Annotated in this window: 13 protein-coding genes; 4 read left to right on the top strand and 9 right to left on the bottom strand. The window is 68.3% G+C overall.

Going from position 1 to position 18,641, the window contains the following annotated elements; translation table 11 throughout:
* Nucleotides 1-117: 117 nt before the first annotated feature.
* Complete coding sequence (asnB, locus tag ASE79_RS13895; RefSeq protein WP_156359698.1) at nucleotides 118-2,028, top strand: asparagine synthase (glutamine-hydrolyzing); 1,911 nt, start codon at nucleotides 118-120, stop codon at nucleotides 2,026-2,028.
* A gap of 147 nt (nucleotides 2,029-2,175) precedes the next feature.
* Here asnB and ASE79_RS13900 read toward each other — a convergent pair whose 3' ends face one another.
* The 6 genes from ASE79_RS13900 to ASE79_RS13925 form a co-directional block, all read right to left on the bottom strand.
* On the bottom strand, nucleotides 2,176-3,300 hold the full coding sequence (locus ASE79_RS13900; RefSeq protein ID WP_056417734.1) for a CDP-alcohol phosphatidyltransferase family protein: 1,125 nt from the start codon (nucleotides 3,298-3,300) through the stop codon (nucleotides 2,176-2,178).
* Between the two features lie 180 nt (nucleotides 3,301-3,480).
* Entirely contained in the window at nucleotides 3,481-4,611 is a 1,131-nt protein-coding gene (locus tag ASE79_RS13905) for a hypothetical protein (protein ID WP_056417737.1), read from the bottom strand.
* Nucleotides 4,608-5,324, bottom strand: a complete 717-nt coding sequence (locus ASE79_RS13910; protein WP_056417740.1) for an NTP transferase domain-containing protein — start codon at nucleotides 5,322-5,324, stop codon at nucleotides 4,608-4,610. The genes ASE79_RS13905 and ASE79_RS13910 overlap by 4 nt, the downstream gene beginning before the upstream one ends.
* Before the next feature lie 76 nt (nucleotides 5,325-5,400).
* On the bottom strand, nucleotides 5,401-6,789 hold the full coding sequence (locus ASE79_RS13915; protein ID WP_056417744.1) for an efflux transporter outer membrane subunit: 1,389 nt from the start codon (nucleotides 6,787-6,789) through the stop codon (nucleotides 5,401-5,403).
* Nucleotides 6,790-7,082: 293 nt separating this feature from the next.
* Complete coding sequence (locus tag ASE79_RS13920) at nucleotides 7,083-8,264, bottom strand: HlyD family secretion protein (RefSeq protein ID WP_056417747.1); 1,182 nt, start codon at nucleotides 8,262-8,264, stop codon at nucleotides 7,083-7,085.
* Entirely contained in the window at nucleotides 8,261-9,919 is a 1,659-nt protein-coding gene (locus tag ASE79_RS13925; RefSeq protein WP_056417752.1) for an MFS transporter, read from the bottom strand. The genes ASE79_RS13920 and ASE79_RS13925 overlap by 4 nt, the downstream gene beginning before the upstream one ends.
* A gap of 253 nt (nucleotides 9,920-10,172) precedes the next feature.
* Here ASE79_RS13925 and ASE79_RS13930 point away from each other — a divergent pair, with 253 nt between their 5' ends.
* Nucleotides 10,173-11,261 carry a mechanosensitive ion channel domain-containing protein gene (locus ASE79_RS13930; RefSeq protein WP_082445318.1) on the top strand — a complete coding sequence of 363 codons (1,089 nt, stop codon included), beginning with the start codon at nucleotides 10,173-10,175 and terminating at the stop codon, nucleotides 11,259-11,261.
* Nucleotides 11,262-11,324: 63 nt separating this feature from the next.
* On the opposite strand, the gene ASE79_RS13935 is transcribed toward ASE79_RS13930, so the two are convergent.
* From ASE79_RS13935 to otsB, 3 genes are read right to left on the bottom strand one after another with little or no spacing between them, the layout of a single operon-like run.
* Entirely contained in the window at nucleotides 11,325-12,713 is a 1,389-nt protein-coding gene (locus ASE79_RS13935) for an alpha,alpha-trehalose-phosphate synthase (UDP-forming) (RefSeq protein ID WP_056417755.1), read from the bottom strand.
* On the bottom strand, nucleotides 12,710-14,518 hold the full coding sequence (locus tag ASE79_RS13940) for a glycoside hydrolase family 15 protein (RefSeq protein WP_056418505.1): 1,809 nt from the start codon (nucleotides 14,516-14,518) through the stop codon (nucleotides 12,710-12,712). The genes ASE79_RS13935 and ASE79_RS13940 overlap by 4 nt, the downstream gene beginning before the upstream one ends.
* Complete coding sequence (gene otsB / locus ASE79_RS13945; RefSeq protein ID WP_235516964.1) at nucleotides 14,518-15,300, bottom strand: trehalose-phosphatase; 783 nt, start codon at nucleotides 15,298-15,300, stop codon at nucleotides 14,518-14,520. Before otsB ends, ASE79_RS13940 begins: the two co-directional genes overlap by 1 nt.
* A 442-nt stretch (nucleotides 15,301-15,742) precedes the next feature.
* Here otsB and ASE79_RS13950 point away from each other — a divergent pair, with 442 nt between their 5' ends.
* Nucleotides 15,743-17,227: an efflux transporter outer membrane subunit gene (locus ASE79_RS13950; RefSeq protein WP_056417758.1), complete on the top strand. Its 1,485-nt coding sequence runs from the start codon at nucleotides 15,743-15,745 to the stop codon at nucleotides 17,225-17,227.
* Nucleotides 17,227-18,606 (top strand): efflux RND transporter periplasmic adaptor subunit, encoded by a 1,380-nt coding sequence (locus ASE79_RS13955; protein WP_056417760.1) that lies wholly within the window; start codon nucleotides 17,227-17,229, stop codon nucleotides 18,604-18,606. Before ASE79_RS13950 ends, ASE79_RS13955 begins: the two co-directional genes overlap by 1 nt.
* The last annotated feature ends 35 nt before the right edge of the window (nucleotides 18,607-18,641 follow it).

Here is an 18,641-nt window from a genome sequence, read left to right on the forward strand (position 1 = left end):
AGGTTGCGCAGGGCGGGCGGGGTGCGCGGAGGTGACAAAAGGGCAGGCGGCTCCTAGACCGCGCGCGATCGGGCGGCAGCGCCGCCGTCATGCGAGGGATCGTTCGTCATCTGCGGAATTGCCGGCCTTTATGCGCGGGGTGGCGGTGCCGTTTCGCCCCGCCTCGTCACCGCGCCCCTGATCACCGCGCAGTGCGACGCGATCCTGCACCGCGGTCCCGACGATCAGGGCGTGATGACCGATGGCGACTTCGGCTTCGGGATGCGCCGGCTGAGCATCATCGACATCGAAGGCGGGCACCAGCCGTTCCACTCGCCCGACGGCCGCTATGCGCTTGTCTTCAACGGTGAAATCTACAATTTCCGCGAACTGCGGCGCGAGCTGCAGGCGCTGGGGCGGGTGTTCGAGAGCGCGGGCGATACCGAGGTCATCCTCGCCGGGTACGAACGCTGGGGCGACGACGTCTGGGCGAAGCTCGACGGCATGTTCGCGGTCGCGGTTTGGGATACGCATGCGCGTCGGCTCACGCTGGCGCGCGATCCCGTCGGGATCAAGCCGCTTTATTATACCGATCAGGCCGCCGGGTTCGCGTTCGGTTCCGAACTCAAGACGCTGACCTTGCTCCCGGGGATGGCGTTCGACGTCGACGCCCGCGCGCTCCACGATTATTTCAGCTTCGGCCATGTTCGCACGCCGCGCTCGATCTACGCGCAGGTCCGCACGCTGCCGCCGGGGCATGTGATGACCGTCGAGGCGAGCGGCACGCCGACGATGCGCGCCTATTGGACGGCCGCCTATCATCCGGCCGAGCCGCGGTCCGAGGCGCAGTGGATCGAGCAGTTCCGCGATCAATGGCTCGACACGATCGGCAAGCAAATGGTTGCGGACGTCGATGTCGGCGCGTTCCTGTCGGGCGGCGTCGATTCCTCCGCGGTGGTCGCGGCGATGGCGCAGGTGTCGGATCGCCCGGTGCGCACGTTCACGATCGGCTTTCCCGATCCGCGCTTCGACGAATCGCCGCATGCCGAGGCGATCGCGCGGCATCTTGGCTGCAACCATGTCACGCGGACGCTCGAACTGGCGGAGGCGCAGGCGATGCTGCCCGAAGTCCAGCATTGCTATGACGAGCCGTTCGCCGATCCGTCCGCGGTGCCGACCTGGTATGTCAGCCAGATCGCCGCGCAGGAGGTGAAGGTCGCGCTGTCGGGCGATGGCGGTGACGAGCTGTTCTTCGGCTACAAGCGGCATGCGACCGAACGCCGGATCGGGGCGTTGCCCGCACCTTTGCGCAAACTTGCGCGCGCGCTCGATGCGGTGCCGACCTTGCCGTCGCGGCATGCGAATGCGGTGTTGCAGCGCTGGCGCAAGACGACGGGCAGCGCCGCACTCCCGAACGGCGTCGCGCGGTTCTTCGCCAAGACGCAGATCACCAACGAAGCCTTCCGCCGCGAGATCTTCTCGGCCGACTTCCTCGCCGAGGAAGAGGGCGGGATCGCCGCGCTGGTCGCGGAATATTTCCCCGATCCCGCCGCGATCTCGACCGACACGCTCGAGCAGTTCGGGCTGGCGGATCTCGCGCTCAACCTGCCCGGCGCGATGCTGACCAAGGTCGACCGTGCCAGCATGGCGCATTCGCTCGAGGTGCGCGTGCCGATGCTGGGGCAGGGGATGGTCGACCTCGCGCTGTCGATGCCCGCGGACATGAAGCTGCACGGCAAGATCGGTAAATACGTGATCCGTCAGGCGATCGCGCCGTGGCTGCCCGGGGGGATCCTCGATCGGCGCAAGCAGGGCTTCCAGATGCCGCTCGCCGCGTGGTTCGCGGGCGATTTCGGCGCCTATGCCGAACAGCTCTGGCGCGAGAGCGGTGTGCGCGAGCAGGGGATGTGGCGCGCGGGCGCGGTCGACAAGGTGTTCGCGGATCACCGCGCGGGGAAGCGTGACTACAGCCGGTTCCTGTATGCGCTGGCGATCTACTGCCTGTGGTGGATCGGCCGGCCTATCCCCCTTTCCGTTCGTGCTGAGTAGAGACCGAGTAGCTCCGTAAGGAGCATGTCGAGGGCTCGTATCGAAGCATGGGTTCCGCCCGCCAGCCTGTCCTTCGATACGCCGTCTCGATACGCCGCCTTCGGCGACTACTCGACAGCTACTCAGGACGAACGGACGGGGGTTAGCTCAAGCCAGCCAACTCACCAGCGTCTCGCCCTTGGCTTTCCGCAGCATCGCCTGCACCAGCCGCACCATATGCACCACGAGCGAGATCGCGGTCCACGCCGCCACGCCGATGATCCCCCAGTCGGGCCGCATCACCAGCAACCCCGCGAACAGGATCACCATGTTCGGGTTGCGCCGCGCGGTGATCAGCCGGAACCAGCTGTCGAACCGCTCCCACACATGGATGTGCATCCCGAACCGGACGATGAACGCCCCCTCGATCAGCCGTTGCGCGACATAGCCGAACAGCATCGTCCCGATCACCGCCCAGAACACGCCGTCCTCGAGCGGCCGACCGTACGGCGCGCATCCCGCCGCCCACGCCCACCACCAGAACGGCGGATGGACCAGGTCGACGCCGTGATCCCACGCATTGCCGAGCTTGGACGAGGTGATCGTGCACCGCGCGAGCTTCCCGTCGACGGTGTCGAGCACCATGAAGAACAGTCCCGTCGCGAGCCCTGTCCAGAACCAGCCATACCAGAACGCCACGGTCGCGACGATGCACAGCACCGACCCGAGCGCGGTCACCTGGTTCGGCGTGATCCCGGCGCGCGCGCAGACGCGCGTGATCGCCAGCGCCCATTCGGGCCACAGATATTTGGTCAGCAGGTCGGTGACGCCCTTATAGGCACCGACATAGCTCGCGCGCTCGATCGCGGGCACCGCGGCGGGGGTGAGCAGTTCGGCGAACGGCCGCTCGCGCTTGCGCAGCGCCTCGTTGAGGATGCCCTCCTCGGCCTCGGCTGCGATCACCGTGAGGCCGCTCACCAGCGGCGCCTCGCCGAGCATCGCCGCGGTCATCCGCGCGCGCTCGTCGGCGTCGCGGACATGCGCGAGAACGGGGACGCCGGTGCGCGTGACGACCGTGCCGGGCCGGGTCTTCAGATGCGCGATCCATACCGGGTCGAACGCATAAGCGAGGTTGGCGAGGATGACGGGGCCCGTGTCGCCCGCATCGTCGGTTGCCAACCCCTGCGAGACGCCGATCCGACGGATCCGCTCGGCATTGGTCATGCCCCAGAGCAGCGTGTCGTTCGCCCGGACGGTGCGGAGCGCTGGCGTGGGGGCTGTAGAATCTACCATGCGGCACCCGTTAGCCGATCTGGTCGTGAAAGCGAGAGGGGAGGGGTAGAACGGGGTTTCCCCAGGGCACCACCCCGGCGAATGCCGGGGTCCAGTTGGGGAACGTTGCTAACGATGGACGACGCGCCGTTACTCAGGACGTTCCAACTGGGCCCCGGCCTTCGCCGGGGTGGTGGCGGTCTATCGAGAGGGCGTGGTTTCCAACACGCGAACGATTTCCGCCGCTGCCCGCGCCGCGCCGCCCTCCACCGCGCCGAGTGACTCACCGGCGAACGCCGCCTGAACCGCCGCATACTCCGCGTGCAGCAACGCGGCGCGATCGAGAGCTCCCACGACGTCCGCGACGTCATCGACCACCTCGCCGCACGCCCACATCGCGTAGTTCGGATCGCCCTTCCACGCCGCCCCGCCTGCGTTGAGAAACACGCAAGGCCGCGGCCGCATCAGGAACTCGATCACCTGGCTCGACGTGTCGCCGAGATAGACGTCCGCGACGCCGGTATAACTCCCGTCGACCATCGCGAAGCCGTCAATGTCGCAGTGCACGTGCGGCAAGCCGCCGATCTCGCGCATCAGGTCCGCTACCTCGGGCGCCTTCTCGACCAGGCGCTGATGCGGCGCGAAGATCAGATTGTAGCGCCCGTCCGCGACGATCCGCCGCACGACCTCCGCCCCCCAGCGCCACCAGGACGAGCGATGCTGTTGCCAGTGCGGCGTGTACAGCACCACCGGCCGCGTATCCGCGAACGGCGGCGCGGCGTGCGTCCAATGCGTGAAATCCGCCTTCACATAGCCGGTCGCGACGAACCGGTCGGGGGCGAATCCGCGATCGAGATAAGTCTGGCGTTCCCGCTGGCTCGGCACCAGCGTCAACGCCGCCGCGCGCCGGCGCGGGTCGTCGCGCGCGCTCATCGAGCCGACGCCGTGGGAGGTCTTGACGAACTTGGCGCGCATCGGAAACAGCCTCGGAAGCCACAGGCTCGTCTGTTCGGCGCACACCACGACGCGTGCGCTGCGGAGATAGGGGAGCAACCGTACCAGCATCGGGATCTTGGCCGGCAGCACGGGATTGCGCCCCGTGCCGTCGTCGGCGACGCGGCGGAAGCCCGGCACGCGGCGGATACGCACGCTGGAAAAGGGGGCCGTCCACCGGGTCAGGAGGCTCTCATGGACCGAGGTGCTCACCCACAGGTCGATCGGCACGTCTGAGGTGGCGGCGAGCGCCTCGACGATCGGATAGAGATGCGGGATCAGCAGCGTCTCGCCGAGAAACAGGAACGCGACCTTGCCTCTGGGAGGGGCGCTGGTCATGGCCGGTGATCGCGTTCCCACAGCGCGATATCCTCGGGCCGGTCGATCTCCTGCCAGTGCGCGCCGGTCGCGATCCGCACCGCCGTCACGCCAGGCCCCTGCGCGACGCGCGCGACGACGGCGTGGTGATAGGCGTGGATGCCGTTCTCCTCGCCGATCACCGCGCGCAACGCCTCGGCATAGGCGCCGCCGCCGTGCGACACGATCAGCCCGAGCGAGCGATCGGTCGCCTCATGCCCGACGAGATGCTTGCCGACCGCGATAACGCGGGTCCCGTCGGCCTCGACCAGCATGTCGTCGAGCCCGGCGTCGACCAGCGGCTCGACGAGCAGCGCCACGCCCCCCGTCTCGCCGCCAAGCGCGGTGCGCAGGATCGGCGGGTCGAACACGGTGTCGCCGTTCATGAGCGCGAACGGCGCGTCGAGATAGGCGCGCGCCGCCCAGACGCTGCCGATGCTGTTCGCGCTCGACCAGAACGGGTTGAAGACCAGTTCCGTCGGCAGGCCGCCGTCATGCGCGTGCAGGTGCGCGTCGATCTGGTCGATCCGGTAGCCGCCGATGATCACCGCGCCGTCAAAGCCCGCGGCGGCGACCGCGTCGAGCTGGTGATCGAGGATCGCGCGTCCGCCGACTTCGACCAGGCATTTGGGCGTGGTGAGCGTCAGTGGCAGCAACCGCGATCCGTGGCCCGCGGCAAGGATGATGGCCTTCATGGGGTGCGCCTCTACGCGGCAAGTGTGGCAGGAAAATGCAGTTGCGCGCCGTTCTCCCGCCTCCGGGGAGAGAGCGTTATCGCTGGACGCTCTCGCTGTCCGCCCGCGACCAGCCGCCGCCCATCGCCTGGTATAGCGTCACATAGGCGGTCAGCCGGTCCGCGCGCGCCTGCACCAGCGACAGCTCCGCGGTCAGCAACCCGCGTTGCGCATCGAGCTGGTCGATATACGCCGAATAGCCCGCGCGGTAGCGGTTCGACGCGTTGCGCAACGCCCCCGCCAGCGCATCGCGCTGCCCGGCGAGCGCGACCGCCTGTTCGCCCGAGCGCTGCACCCCGGCCAAGCTGTCGTCGACCTCGCGGAACGCCTGCAACGCGGTGCGGCGATAGGCGAAGGCGGCCTGGTCGCGGCGGGCGGTGGCGGCGTCGGCCTGCGCACCGAGCCTGCCGCCGTCGAAGATCGGGCTGAGCACGCTCGCGCCGATCGAGAATACCGCGATGGGGTTCGCCAGCGCACTCGACAGGACGACCCCCGCCGAGCCGGTCAGCGCGAGGTTGGGCAACATCGCCGCGCGTGCGCTGTCGAGCGAGCGGTCGGTCGCGACCAGAGTCTGCTCGGCCTGGTAGAGATCGGGGCGGCGGCGGAGCAGGTCGGCGGGCAGGCCGTCGGGGATTGCGGGTGCGGCGAGCTGGTCGAGCGTGCGCCCGCGCGGGATCGGGCCGGGATTGTCGCCGAGCAACAGGCTGAGCGCATTCTCCTGCCGGCTGATCGCGAGCTGTGCGGCGGGTACGAGCTGTTCGGTGGCGTGATATTCGGCCTCGGACTGGCGGAGTTCGAGGTTCGAGGTGTAGCCGGTCTCCGCGCGGCGCCGGGCGATGCGCAGGCCCTCCGCGCGCGCCGCCAGCGTCTGCCGCGCGACCGCGAGCCGCAGGTCGAGCGCGCGCAGCGTGATGTAGCCGGTCGCGACGCTGCTCGCGATCCCAAGCCGCACCGTGTCCTGCGCCGCCTGGCTGGCGAGCAACTGTGCCTGCGCCGCGCGGCTTGCCTGGCGGAGGCGGCCGAACAGGTCGAGGTCATAGCTGATGCTGACCGAGGGCTGCGCGCCGATCGCGTCGGAGGGCAGGCCGAACGGGCTGACCGTCTGGCCGGTGGTGCTCGGCGCCGATCCGCTGACGAGCGGGGTCTGCTGTGCGCGGGCGAGCCGCGCGGTGGCACGCGCCTCGTCGATCCGCGCGGCGGCGGCACCGAGATCGGGGCTGTTCGCCAGCGCGCGCGCCACGAGCGCGGTCAGCGCGGGATCGCCGAACGCGCTCCACCAGTCCACACGGATCGGCGCGCCGGGGCCGAGCGCGGTGCGCCATGCGGGGGGCGGCGCGACCGCGGTGGTCGCGGGGGCTTCCGGGCGGGGGCCGATGCAGGCGGTGGCTAGGAGGGCGAGGGGGAGTATCCGAATATCTCGTACCAACCGCCACCCCGGTGAAGGCCGGGGTCCAGGTGGAAAGGTGGTCGTAACGATGGACCGCCCTTCGTTACAGCCGTCCCCCAACTGGGCCCCGGCCTTCGCCGGGGTGGTGGACTCGGTTGAGGTGGTGGACTCGGTTGAGGTGGTGGCCTGTATTGAGGTGGTGGCCTGGATCGAGGTGGTTTGTCCTGGGGCGATGGCATTTCCCGTGTGTCCCCGCGAAGGCGAGGACCCAGTCTGGGCTCCCGCCTTCGCGGGAGAACAGGACGCGGGCGTGACGTCTAAGAGTGGCGGCATCACCGGACGCCCGGTCCGCCGGCGGTGTCCACGCGCGCCTGCACCGACATCCCCGGCCGCAACCGCGCGCTCAGCCGTTGGCCCGCATCGACGCGGATGCGTACCGCGATCCGCTGCGGGACCTTGGTGAAGTTGCCCGTCGCATTGTCCGCCTTCAGCACCGCGAACTCGGACCCGGCGGCAGGCGAGATCCGCTCGACATGCCCGGTCAGCCGCTCGTTCGCGAGCCCGTCGACGGTGAACGACGCCGGCTGGCCGACCGCCATCCGCGCGGTCTGCGCTTCCTTGAAGTTGGCGATCACCCAGGTCTCGGGCGGCACGAGGAACATCAGCTGCGACCCCGCGGTCACATATTGGCCGAGGCGGACGCCGACCTCGCTCAGCCGCCCCGTCTCGGGCGCGCGGATGACGGTGTTGGCGAGGTCGATCCGCGCGAGGCTGCGTGCCGCCTCGGCCCCCGAGACGCCCGCTTTCTGTCCGCCGCGCCCGACCTCGACGGTGCGGATGTCCTGCCGGGCGATCTCGCGCGCGGCCTTGGCCTGCTGGACCTGCGCCTGCGCCTGGCGGAGCGCCGCCAGCGTCTGGTCGCGTTCGCGCAAGGACACCGAGCCGTCCGTCACCAGATCATTGACCCGCGCCATGTCCGCCTGCGCGCGCATCAACTGCGCGGCGGCGTTGGCGACCGCGGCGTCCTGTGCCGCGAACGTCGCCTCTCGGCTGGCGGCGGTCTGGCGGCTGTTCGCGAGCGTCGCGGCCTGCGCATCGACCTGTGCCTGCGCCTGGTCGACTCGCTGGCGGTAGATGCGGTCGTCGATCTTCACGAGCGGATCGCCCTGCTTCACATCGGCAAAATCGCGCACCAGCACCTGTGTGACATAACCGCTGACCTGCGGGCTGATCACCGTCGTCCGGCCGCGAACATAGGCGTTGTCGGTCGATTGATAGCTGGTCGCGAACGGCGGCAGCCGCCACGCCGCGAGCACCGCGCAGACGCCTGCCACCGCCAGCAGGGCGATGATGATGATGACGTTGCGGCTCGGCGGCTGCGGTCGCCAGCCCGACCCGACCGGGGTGGCCGGGGATGCCGGGGCAGGAGAGGGGGCAGGCGATGGTGCCGCCGTCTCTGCGATCTTCTCTTCGGTCGCCGGTCCTTCGGCCACCGGGCTGCGCGCGTCGGTCATGTCGTCCCCTCCAGCCGCGCGCGCCGTTCGCGTCGCGCGCGTCTCGCCAGCAGGAACAGCAGATAGCCGAACGTCCCCCCTGCGAGAACGGCGATCAACCGGAAGACGTCGTCATACGCAAGCACGTTTGCTTCGCGCGTGGTGGTTTGCGACAGGATCGCCGCCCCCTCGGCACTCCGCAGCGTCGGATCGACGATCACCCGGCTGACCGCGGCACCGCCCGCAGCGATGCGCTGCGCGACGATCGGGTCGGTCGGCGAGATCTGCTGGACCAGCGCGACGCTGTTCGCCTTCTCGCGAATCACCTGGTAGCTGCCGAGCAACGCGGTGCCGCCGAGTCCGCCCAGCGAATTGATGATCCCGAACAGCGCGATGAAGCTGATGATATGGCCGGCGCCTTCCTTCAGCGCGCGGGTCATGCCGAACAGCAGCGCCGGGCCCAGGAAGAACGTGGCGGAAAAACCAATGATCGCCTGAGTCACGTACATCTGCGGCGCGCGCGTCAGGCTGGTCGCGTAGGAATCGAACCAGGCCGCCACCGCGACCAGCCCGATCGCGAGCATGATCGGGTGGCCGAGCCGCTCGACGTCGAGCGTCACCGCGCTCGCGATGACTCCCGCGACCGAGGCGACGAAGATGATCAGGAAGAACGGCACGAGCTGGTCATTGTTCTGCCCCAGCACGGTCAGCAACCCGACCGAGGCATAGGTCTGCTCCGACAGCACGATCCGCGCCATGACGATGACGATCGTGAAACGGACGATGTCGGCGCTGCCGAGCCAGCGCGTGTTGAGCAGCGGGTTGGCGCGGTGATGCTCGACGACCAGCGCGGCGGCGAACATCGGGATCGCTGCGATCAGCGCCCAGCCGATCCACGGCGCGTTGGTCCACCACACGATCCGCCCGAGCCCGAGCACCGCGGCGAACAGCGCGGTCGAGCCGGCGAACAGCACGAAGGTGACGAAGTCGAGCGGCTCGAACGCCTTGCTCCGCGTCGTCGGCGGCAGGCGCAGCGCTGCGACCGCGGCGAGCGACAACAAGGCGAGCCCGAGTTCGAACAGGTACAGCGTCCGCCACTGCGACATCGCCAGCAGGTCCGGCGAGAACAGGCGCGCGAGCGGGGTCGCGCATTGCGGGATGCCGATGCCGAGCACGACGCCTTTGAGCCGCCATTTCGCGGGCAGCGACTGCATCACGTAATAGAGGCACAGGCTGCTGAGCGCCGCCCCTGCCATCCCGCTGATCGCGCGCACCGCGATCGCGGTCGCAAAGCGGTGGACGAACAGGTGCGCGAGCGTGATCAGCACGTAGAGGATCAGGAAGATCATCGCGAACGGCCTGAGCCCGAACTGCGCGCGGAACTTGATCATCAGCAGGTTGATGCTGACGTTGGTCATCACATAGACCGTCGGCAGCCACGCAATCTCGGCGGGATCGAGCCCGAGTGCGCCCTGCAGCGTGTAGGTGTTGGCGCTGATCAAAGCGTTGCCGAAGCCGACCGTCAGCCCGAGCAGGATGCCGATCAGCGCGTAGGCGATCTGGCGGTGGCGCGGGTGGAGTGGCGAGCCGGGGGAGCCGGGCAGGGCGGGACGTTCGTGTTCGGCGAACTGCCAGTCCTCCTCGCTTAGGAAGTCTCTGATTCTCCGCGCTATCATCGGGCGTCGTTTTGGCACGATCGGGGGCGGGCGTCATCCAGGAACGCTAGTGATGGTGGGCGACCGGGAACACGAGACGCGCACCTCCCTGGCGAAGGCCGGGGCCCAGTTGGGGGACGGAAGTAACGGTGGACAGCGCTCCATCATGGCGACGTTTCCAACCGGGCCCCGGCCTGCGCCGGGGAGGTGGCAAAGTGCGAGGCAATTGCTGCACCGCAGCGGAACATCCCCGGTTGCCCGCCGTTGCGCCTTCATGCGCATGTTCCGATCGCTTCACATACCGCCCGAATGGGTCTGGCTGGAGAGCGTCGCCGTCGTCTCGGCCGCGATCCTCGTCGCGCTGGTCGCGCACTGGCTGACGATGCGGATCGCGGGCCATGCCCAGCGCCGCACCACCGCCAAGACCGACGGGCTCGTCCTCGCCCGCGTCCGCCGTCCGTTGCGTGCGGTATTCGTCTCGGTGTCCGTCGCGTTCGTCGCGCGGATCCTGCCGATGGACAACGACGTCGAGGATCTGTGGAAGCAGTTGCTCGGCTTCCTCGTGCCCGCGCTGCTGGGCTGGCTCGCGGCGGCGGCGTTGCGCGCGTTCCAGGACGTGATCGAGATTCGCGCCGACATCACCGTCGAGGATAATCTGCGCGCGCGCCGAAAGCGCACGCGCGCGGCGATCCTTGGGCGGATCGGGACGTTCTTCATCGTCTTCATCAGCGTCTGCCTGATGCTGCTGAGCGTGCCCGGCATCCGCTCGATCGGCGTCACGCTGATGGCATCGGCGGGTATCGCCGGCCTCGTCGTCGGTGCCGCCGCGCAGCCCGCGCTGAAGAACCTGATCGCGGGTGTGCAGATGGCGTTTACCGAGCCGATCCGGCTCGATGACGTGCTGATCGTCGATGGCGAATGGGGGCGGGTCGAGCAGATCAACCTGACGTTCGTGGTCATCAAGATCTGGGACGAGCGGCGTCTCGTCGTGCCGGTCTCGAAGTTCCTTGAACAGAGCTTCCAGAACTGGACACGCGAGACGAGCCAGTTGCTCGGATCGGTGTTCTGGTACGTCGATCCGGCGACCGACGTGCCACGGTTGCGGGAGAAGCTTGGCGAGATCGTCACGGCCAATCCGCGCTGGGACAAGCGGTTCTTCAACCTCCAGGTCACCGACGTGAAGACCGATTGCATCGAGCTGCGCGGGCTGATGACTGCCAAGGACGCGGCGATCGCGTTCGACCTGCGCTGCGACGTCCGCGAGGCGTTGCTGCGCTATATGCGCGACGAGATGCCCGAGGCGATGCCGCGTGGTCGCCTGTTGATGGCGGCGGACCCGGCGGGCGGGCCGTCCACCAACTAGCCGCTACCTCTCCGTCATCCTGACTTGCGTCAAGATGACGAAATTGGGTTAGCGAGTGGGCGCTCAGGCCTCGACATGCTCCGGCGCCGCTTCGAGTGCAGTAATGAAGAGTTCGCACCACCACATCACGTCCTCCTTGCGGACGTTGTCGATCAGCTTCTCCCAGCGTGCCTTGCGCTCCGCCAGCGGCATCTTGAGCGCGCGGGCGATCGCGTCGGACATTTCCTCCGGGCTGTACGGGTTGACGAGCACCGCGTCGGACAGCTGCGCGGCGGCGCCGGCGAACTGCGACAGGATCAGGACGCCGGGATCCTCGGGATCCTGCGCCGCGACATATTCCTTCGCGACCAGGTTCATCCCGTCGCGCAAGGGAGTCACCAGCCCGACGCGCGCGGCGCGGTAGATCCCCGCCAGCACGTCGCGCGGGAAGCCCTGGTTGACGTAGCGGATCGGCGTCCAGTCGATATCCGAAAACTCGCCGTTGATCCGTCCCGACATCGAATCGAGGTTCGCGCGGATCTCCTGATAGGTATCGACCTTCTCGCGACTCGGCGGCGCGATCTGGAGCATATAGACCAGCCCGCGGTGATCGGGGTGCGACGCGAGAAAGCGTTCATAACCCGAGAAGCGCTCGGCGAGACCCTTCGAATAATCGAGCCGGTCGACGCCGACAATCAGGCTCCGCCCGGTCGCGGACATGTACATCCGCTCCTTGGCGTGGCGCGCGGTGTCGCTGCTGGCGGACTTCTCGAAATCCGCGGTTTCGATCCCAATCGGTGTGGTGATCGCCTTGATCGTGCGATCGCCGACCGTCACCCAGCCATCCTCGCCGACCACGCCGTCGAGCTGGCTGGTGACGTAGTGCAGGAAGCTGTCGAGCCAGTCCTGAGTCTGGAACCCGACCACGTCATAAGCGAACATCGATTCGACCAGCGCGCGGTGGCTCGGCAGCGAGAGCAGCATCGCCATCGGCGGCCACGGGATGTGGAGGAAGAAGCCGATCTTGTTCTCGACGCCCAGCTTGCGCAGTTCGCGGCCGAGCGGGACGTGATGATAATCATGCACCCAGACGAGATCGTCGGGTTCGATCAGCGGCAGCACCGTCTCCGCGAACCGCTTGTTCACCCGCGCGTACCCGCTGGAGAAATCGCGTTCGAACTCGGTCAGGTCGATCCGGTAATGGAAGAGCGGCCACAGCGTGCGGTTCGCATAGCCATTATAATATTCGTCGAAATCCTGTTCCTCCAGGTCGATCGTCGCGGTGGTGACGCCCTTGCCTTGCTGGAAGTTGATATGGCCCGTGAAGGTCTCGGTGGTCGCACCCGACCAGCCGAACCACACGCCGCCCTTTTCGCGCAGCGCCGCGAGCAGAGCGACCGCGAGGCCGCCTTGGTTGCCCGAGGGCGCGTCGACCGACTGGACACGATTTGAGATGACGACGAGGCGGCTCATCGTACGGCACTCCACGGCTTGCTGAGCAGGACGGCACAGTTGATCAGCCCCACCAGCGAATAGGTTTGCGGATAATTCCCCCACAGCTCGCCGGTCGCAGGATCGATATCCTCCGACAACAGCCCCGCAGGGGTACGGCGCGCGACCATCTCGGCGAACAGCGCGCACGCATCGGCGGTGCGGCCGGTCGTGTGCAGCGCCTCGATCAGCCAGAAGGTGCAGACGTTGAACGCGGTATGCGGCAGGCCGAAATCATCCTCGGTCGCATAGCGCAGCATGTGGCTGCCGCGCCGCAACCCTTCCTCGACCGCCTTCAGCGTCGACTGGAAGCGCGGATCGTCGGGCGCGAAGAAGCGCAGGTCGAGCAGCTGGATGAGGCTCGCGTCGAGATCATCGCCGCCGAACGTCGCGGAGATACGCTGCGTATCCTCGCGCCAAGCCGACGTCTCGATCGTCGTGCGGATCGTGTCCGCGCGCGCGTTCCAGAACGTCCGCCGATCCTCGAGCCCGAGCACGCCCGCCGCATTGGCGAGCCGGTCGCACGCCGCCCAGCACATCGCCGCCGAATAGGTGTGGACATGCGCCTTGGTACGCAGCTCCCACAGGCCCGCATCGGGCTTGTCATAGGTTTCCCAGGCGCGATCGCCGACCAGCTCGAGGCTCTTGAAGTCCTCGTGGCTCGACATGCGGAACAGCCGCTGGTCGAAGAACGCCTGGACGTCGGACAGGATGATCTGGCCGTAGGCGTCGTGCTGGATCTGCTCGTACGCCTGGTTGCCGACGCGAACCGGGCCCATGCCGCGATAGCCGGGCAGGGTAGTCTCGGTGCGTTCGATCAAGGTCGCCTCGCCGCCGACGCCGTAGAGCGGCTGGACATGGCCACCCTTCGACGCATCGACGATGTTCCGCAGATATTCGAGATAGCCCTCGAGCACGTCGAGCGCGCCGAGCCGGTTGAGCGCCTGCACCGTATAATAGGCGTCGCGGATCCAGCAGTAGCGATAGTCCCAGTTGCGCTCGGACCCCTCATGCTCGGGAATCGAGGTGGTGAGCGCGGCGACGATCGCGCCGGTTTCCTCATGCTGGCACAGCTTCAGCGTGATCGCGGCGCGGATGACGACGTCCTGCCATTCGACCGGGGTCGCGAGCCCGCGCACCCAGTGGCGCCATTCTTCCTTGGTCCGCGACAGCATCGCCTCGGCCGCCTCGTGCAGCACGCCGGCGAAGCTCTCGTCGGGCCCCAGGAACATGTGCATCGGCCGCTCGAGCCGGAACCAGCTCTCGCCGACGACATGGCCGACGGGCGCGTCGGTGGTGAGCCGCAGCGTCTGATCGTCCATCAGGAAGCGGACATGGTTCGACCCTTGCGTATGGCTGGTCGGCTTGCCCCAGCTGGTCGCGACGCGCAGGCGGATGCGGATGCGCGGCGAGCCGGCGACGGGCCGCACGATCCGGACGAAGCTGGTCGGGCGATAGGTCCGCCCCTCGCGCACGAAGCGCGGGCAGAAATCGGTCACCTCGACCGCGTTGCCGGCCTGATCCTCATGCCGCGTGACGAGGATCGGCGTGTTGCGGATATAGCTCTGCGTGGTCTTCGCGCCGCCTTCCAGCTCGATCGCCCAGAAGCCGGTCTCGGGCGCATCGCCGCCGAGCAGCGCGCAGAATGCCGGGTCACCATCGACCCGCGGCACGCAGCCCCAGACGAACGTGCCGGTCTTGTCGATCAGCGCCGATACCTGGCAGTTGCCGATCGGCCAGAGGTTCATGTCGGCCTTGGGCGGATGGGCGAGGGGGGTAGCGGTCATCATGTTTCCAATATGGCGGCGATCCAGTCACGGAGCGCGGCAACGTCGTTCAGGCGGTAGGTGGCGGCGGTAGGACGGGCGTCGCCGATCAGCACACCCGCCCCGCCGAGATCGCGGGCGGCTTCGAACCCGTCTTCGTCGGTGACGTCGTCGCCGAAGAAATAGGGCGTGGTGCCGGCCATTGTTGGCGCGTCGATCAGCGAGCGGAGCGCCGCGCCCTTGTCACCGGGGGTGCGCAGCTCGACCATCATCTTGCCGCGCTGAAGGGTGAGGCCGTGGCGGTCGGCCAGCGTTTCGGCGAGCGCGACGGCGTCGGGCTCGAACGCCGGGGCCATCCGGTAATGGAGTCCCGCGCCAAGGCTCTTGGCCTCGTAGACAAGGCCGTTCGCGGCGGCGAAAGCGGCGAATTCCTCGGCAGCGGCTTCGAGCGAGGGGGGGCGTTCGGCGGCGACATGGCCGTCCTCGGGCGTCCGCCGCTCGGCACCATGGCTGCCCGCGACCGCGAACCGCCGGGCATGATCGCCGAGCATCGAGTCGAGCTGCTCGATCGACCGGCCGCTGATGATCGCCACGCGCCCGGGATAGCGCTCGGCAAGGCTGTCGAGCGCATCGCGCAGGCGCTGGTCGACGACGACCGCATCGGGGGTCGCGGCGAGATCGACGAGCGTGCCGTCGAAATCGAAGAAGAGGCTGACGGTGTCGAGGGCCACGGGTGGCGGATCGAGCGCGACAGGCGGCGGCGCGAGGACTTCAGTCGCGGGCTGGCGTTCGGCTAGCATCATCGTCAAACCCCCGGGGGTGCCGCTACGTTCCGCTGCACTGCAAAATTGGAACGGGAGCGGTTCGATTGTCGTCGAGCGCGATTGAGTGCCGTTCGCCTTAGCATCGTTCTCCCGCGAAAGCGGGAGCCCAGGACCAAGCAGTGCCGTGTTCGTGGCTCCTGGACCCCCGCCTTTGCGGGGGAACGGGGAGGATGAACGACCTTACCACCACAACAACCACCCCGGCGAAGGCCGGGGCCCAAATGGGAGGCGCTGGCGAATTGATGGATGTCCGTCGTCACATCAACCTCTCCAATTGGGCCCCGGCCTCCGCCGGGGTGGGTGCGTCCCGTGCTGCCACCCCGCGCGACCCCCATTATACCACGGCACCCATCCCGCCTGCGACACCTCGCGACACAAAAGCGCTGGACTAGCCAAAGCCGCTTGGCCATGCCTGCCGCCCATGTCCCGAGTCCGGCTTCTTCTCATCGCATCCGCCGTATCCGGAGGACTCCTGCTCGCAGGCTGCACCGTCGGCCCCGATTATCATCCGAAGGCCGCGGCCGAACTCGGCGTTCCTGACGCCTATTCGGTCACCCCCGCGACCACGCCCGAAGACCTGACCCGCTGGTGGCAGAAGTTCGACGATCCCGTCCTCGGCCAGCTCGTCGAGCAGGCCGCCGCCACCAATCTCGATCTCGCCCAGTCCGTCGCCCGCCTCCGCCAGGCGCGCGAGAGCCTGATCCAAAACCGCGCCTCGCTGCTCCCCACGCTGAGCGGATCGGCGGGGTATCAGCGCAACGAGAATGTGCGGGGCGGCGGGCGCTCGTTCACGCTGCCCGACGGCACCGTCGTCGACACCGGCGGCGGCGGCGCGAACAGCTTCACGGTTGGCGCCAGCGCCAGCTACCAGGTCGGCGTGTTCGGCGAGATCCGCCGCACCGTCGAGGCAAGCCGCGCGGACTATGCCGCGTCGGGCTATGATTACGCCACCGTCCTGATCTCGGTCGAAAGCGAGGTCGCACGCAACTACGTCCTCGCCCGGCTCTATCAACAACAGCTCGCCAATGCCCGCGCGTCACTCGCGATCCAGGACGACAATCTCGAAATCGCCGGCTTCCGCGTCCAGGCGGGGCTCGTCTCCAGCGTCGACGCCGAACAGGCCCGTGCCCAGCGTGCGCAGACCGCCGCGACGATCCCGAGCCTCGACCAGCAATACGCCGCCGCCGTCGCGAGGATCGGCATCCTCACCGGCCAGGCCCCCGGCGCGCTGCGTCCGCTGATGGCGCCGGTCAAGGCGATCCCGACCGGCCCCGCAGCGGTCGGCGTCGGCATTCCCGGCGACACGCTGCGCCAGCGTCCCGATATCCGCTCGGCCGAACGCGCGCTCGCCGCGGCCACCGCGCGGATCGGCGTTGCCAAGGCGCAGCTCTATCCGGCGCTCGCGATCACCGGCAACCTCAACACCAACGCGACGTCGATCGGCAACATTGGCGACGCCATCACGGGCAGCCTGTTTGCCGGGCTCACCCAGGCGATCTTCAACGGCGGACGCCTTCGCTCCCAGGTCCGCACCAGCGAAGCCGCCACCGACGGCGCGCTGGCGCTCTACAAATCGACCGTCCTCACCGCGCTCGAGGACGTCGAGAACGCCGTCGTCGCGCTCCAGACCGCGCAGGAACGCGAGCGTCAATTCGCGATCGCGCTCGACGCATCGAACAATTCCGCGATCCTGAGCCGCAGCCAATACCGCACGGGCCTCACCGATTTCACCACGCTCAACCAGCAGGAAACCGCGCTCCTGTCCGCACGAAACGGCGCGACGCAGGCGCGCGCCGACGCGGCGACCGCTCTGATCGCGCTGTACGCGGCACTCGGCGGCGGCTGGGATTCGACCGTCATTCCTGAAGCGCCGGTTCGCGCGCCAACCAATCCAGAGGCACGCTGATGGCCGACGCATCGATCGACGATTTCCTCGGCGTAAAGCCGCAAGCGCCCTGGCGGCGATACGTCAAATGGGTCGCGATCGCGATCGGCGTGGTCCTGCTCTGCCTGCTGCTCACGCGCTGCTTCGGCGCAAAGGAGCAGACGCAATATTCGACGCAAACCGCGGCGCGCGGCAACCTGACCGTCACCGTCTCGGCCACCGGCAAGCTCGCGCCAACGACGCAGGTCACGGTTGGCTCGCAGCTGTCGGGTCTCGTCACCAAGGTCGTGGTCGACGTCAACGACCGGGTCGTTGCAGGTCAGCCGCTAGCGCTGATCGATCCCGAACAGCTCGACGACCAGATCCGCCAGACCAGCGCACAGCTCGCCGCGAACCAGGCGCAGGTCGCGCAGGCGCAGGCTACCGTCGCCGAATCGCGCGCGCAGCTGAACCGCCTCGAAGAGGTGTCGCGCCTGTCGGGCGGCCGCGTGCCGTCGAAGACCGAACTTCAGACCGGCCGCGCCGATTACGCGCGTGCGGTCGCCGCGCAGAAGGTCGCCGAGGCCAACGTCGTCGCCAGCCGCGCCGCCCTCGCGCAGAACCAGACGCAGCGGGCCCGGGCGATCATCCGCTCGCCCGTGACGGGCGTCGTGCTCGCGCGCCAGATCGATCCGGGCCAGACCGTCGCCTCGTCGTTCAACACGCCGACGTTGTTCGTGATCGCCGAAGACCTGACCAAGATGAAGCTCGAGGTCGCGATCGACGAGGCGGACGTCGGCGAGGTCAAGGTCGGCCAGAAGGCCAGCTTTACCGTCGACGCGTTCCCCGGACAGACCTTCCCCGCGACGATCACGCGCGTCGATCTCGGCTCGAACCTGACCGTCAGCTCGGCCACTTCGTCGACGACGACCACGACGACCACCACCGGCCAGGTCGTGTCCTATGCCGCGGATCTCACCGTCGGCAATGCGTCGCTGACGCTGCGCCCCGGCATGACCGCGACCGCGGACATCGTCACGTCGGACAAGCGCAACGTCATGCTCGTCCCCAACGCGGCGCTGCGCTTCAAGCCGAGCGCGGACGGTGCGAAGGACCAGGGCGGCGGCATAGCTGGCTCGCTCACCTTCCGCCCGCGCCGCGGCGCCGGTGGTGCGGCGCGGACCGCCAAGCTCGATCGCGGCTCGCAGCAGACGATCTACGTTAAGGGCGCCGACGGCACGCCGCAGCCGGTGCAGATCACGACGGGCGACACCAACGGGACGATGACCGAAGTCCTGTCGGGCGACCTGAAGCCCGGCGCGCAGATCATCATCGGTCAGCTCGCCAGCGGTACCGACACCACCAAAACCGCCGGACGACGCTCGGGCGGCGCCAGCAAGGGTGCAGGCGGTGGCCAATAATCCGCCCCCGCTGATAAGTCTGCGCGGCGTCACCA

This window comes from Sphingomonas sp. Leaf28, assembly GCF_001421685.1.
GTDB classification, from domain to species: domain Bacteria; phylum Pseudomonadota; class Alphaproteobacteria; order Sphingomonadales; family Sphingomonadaceae; genus Sphingomonas; species Sphingomonas aurantiaca.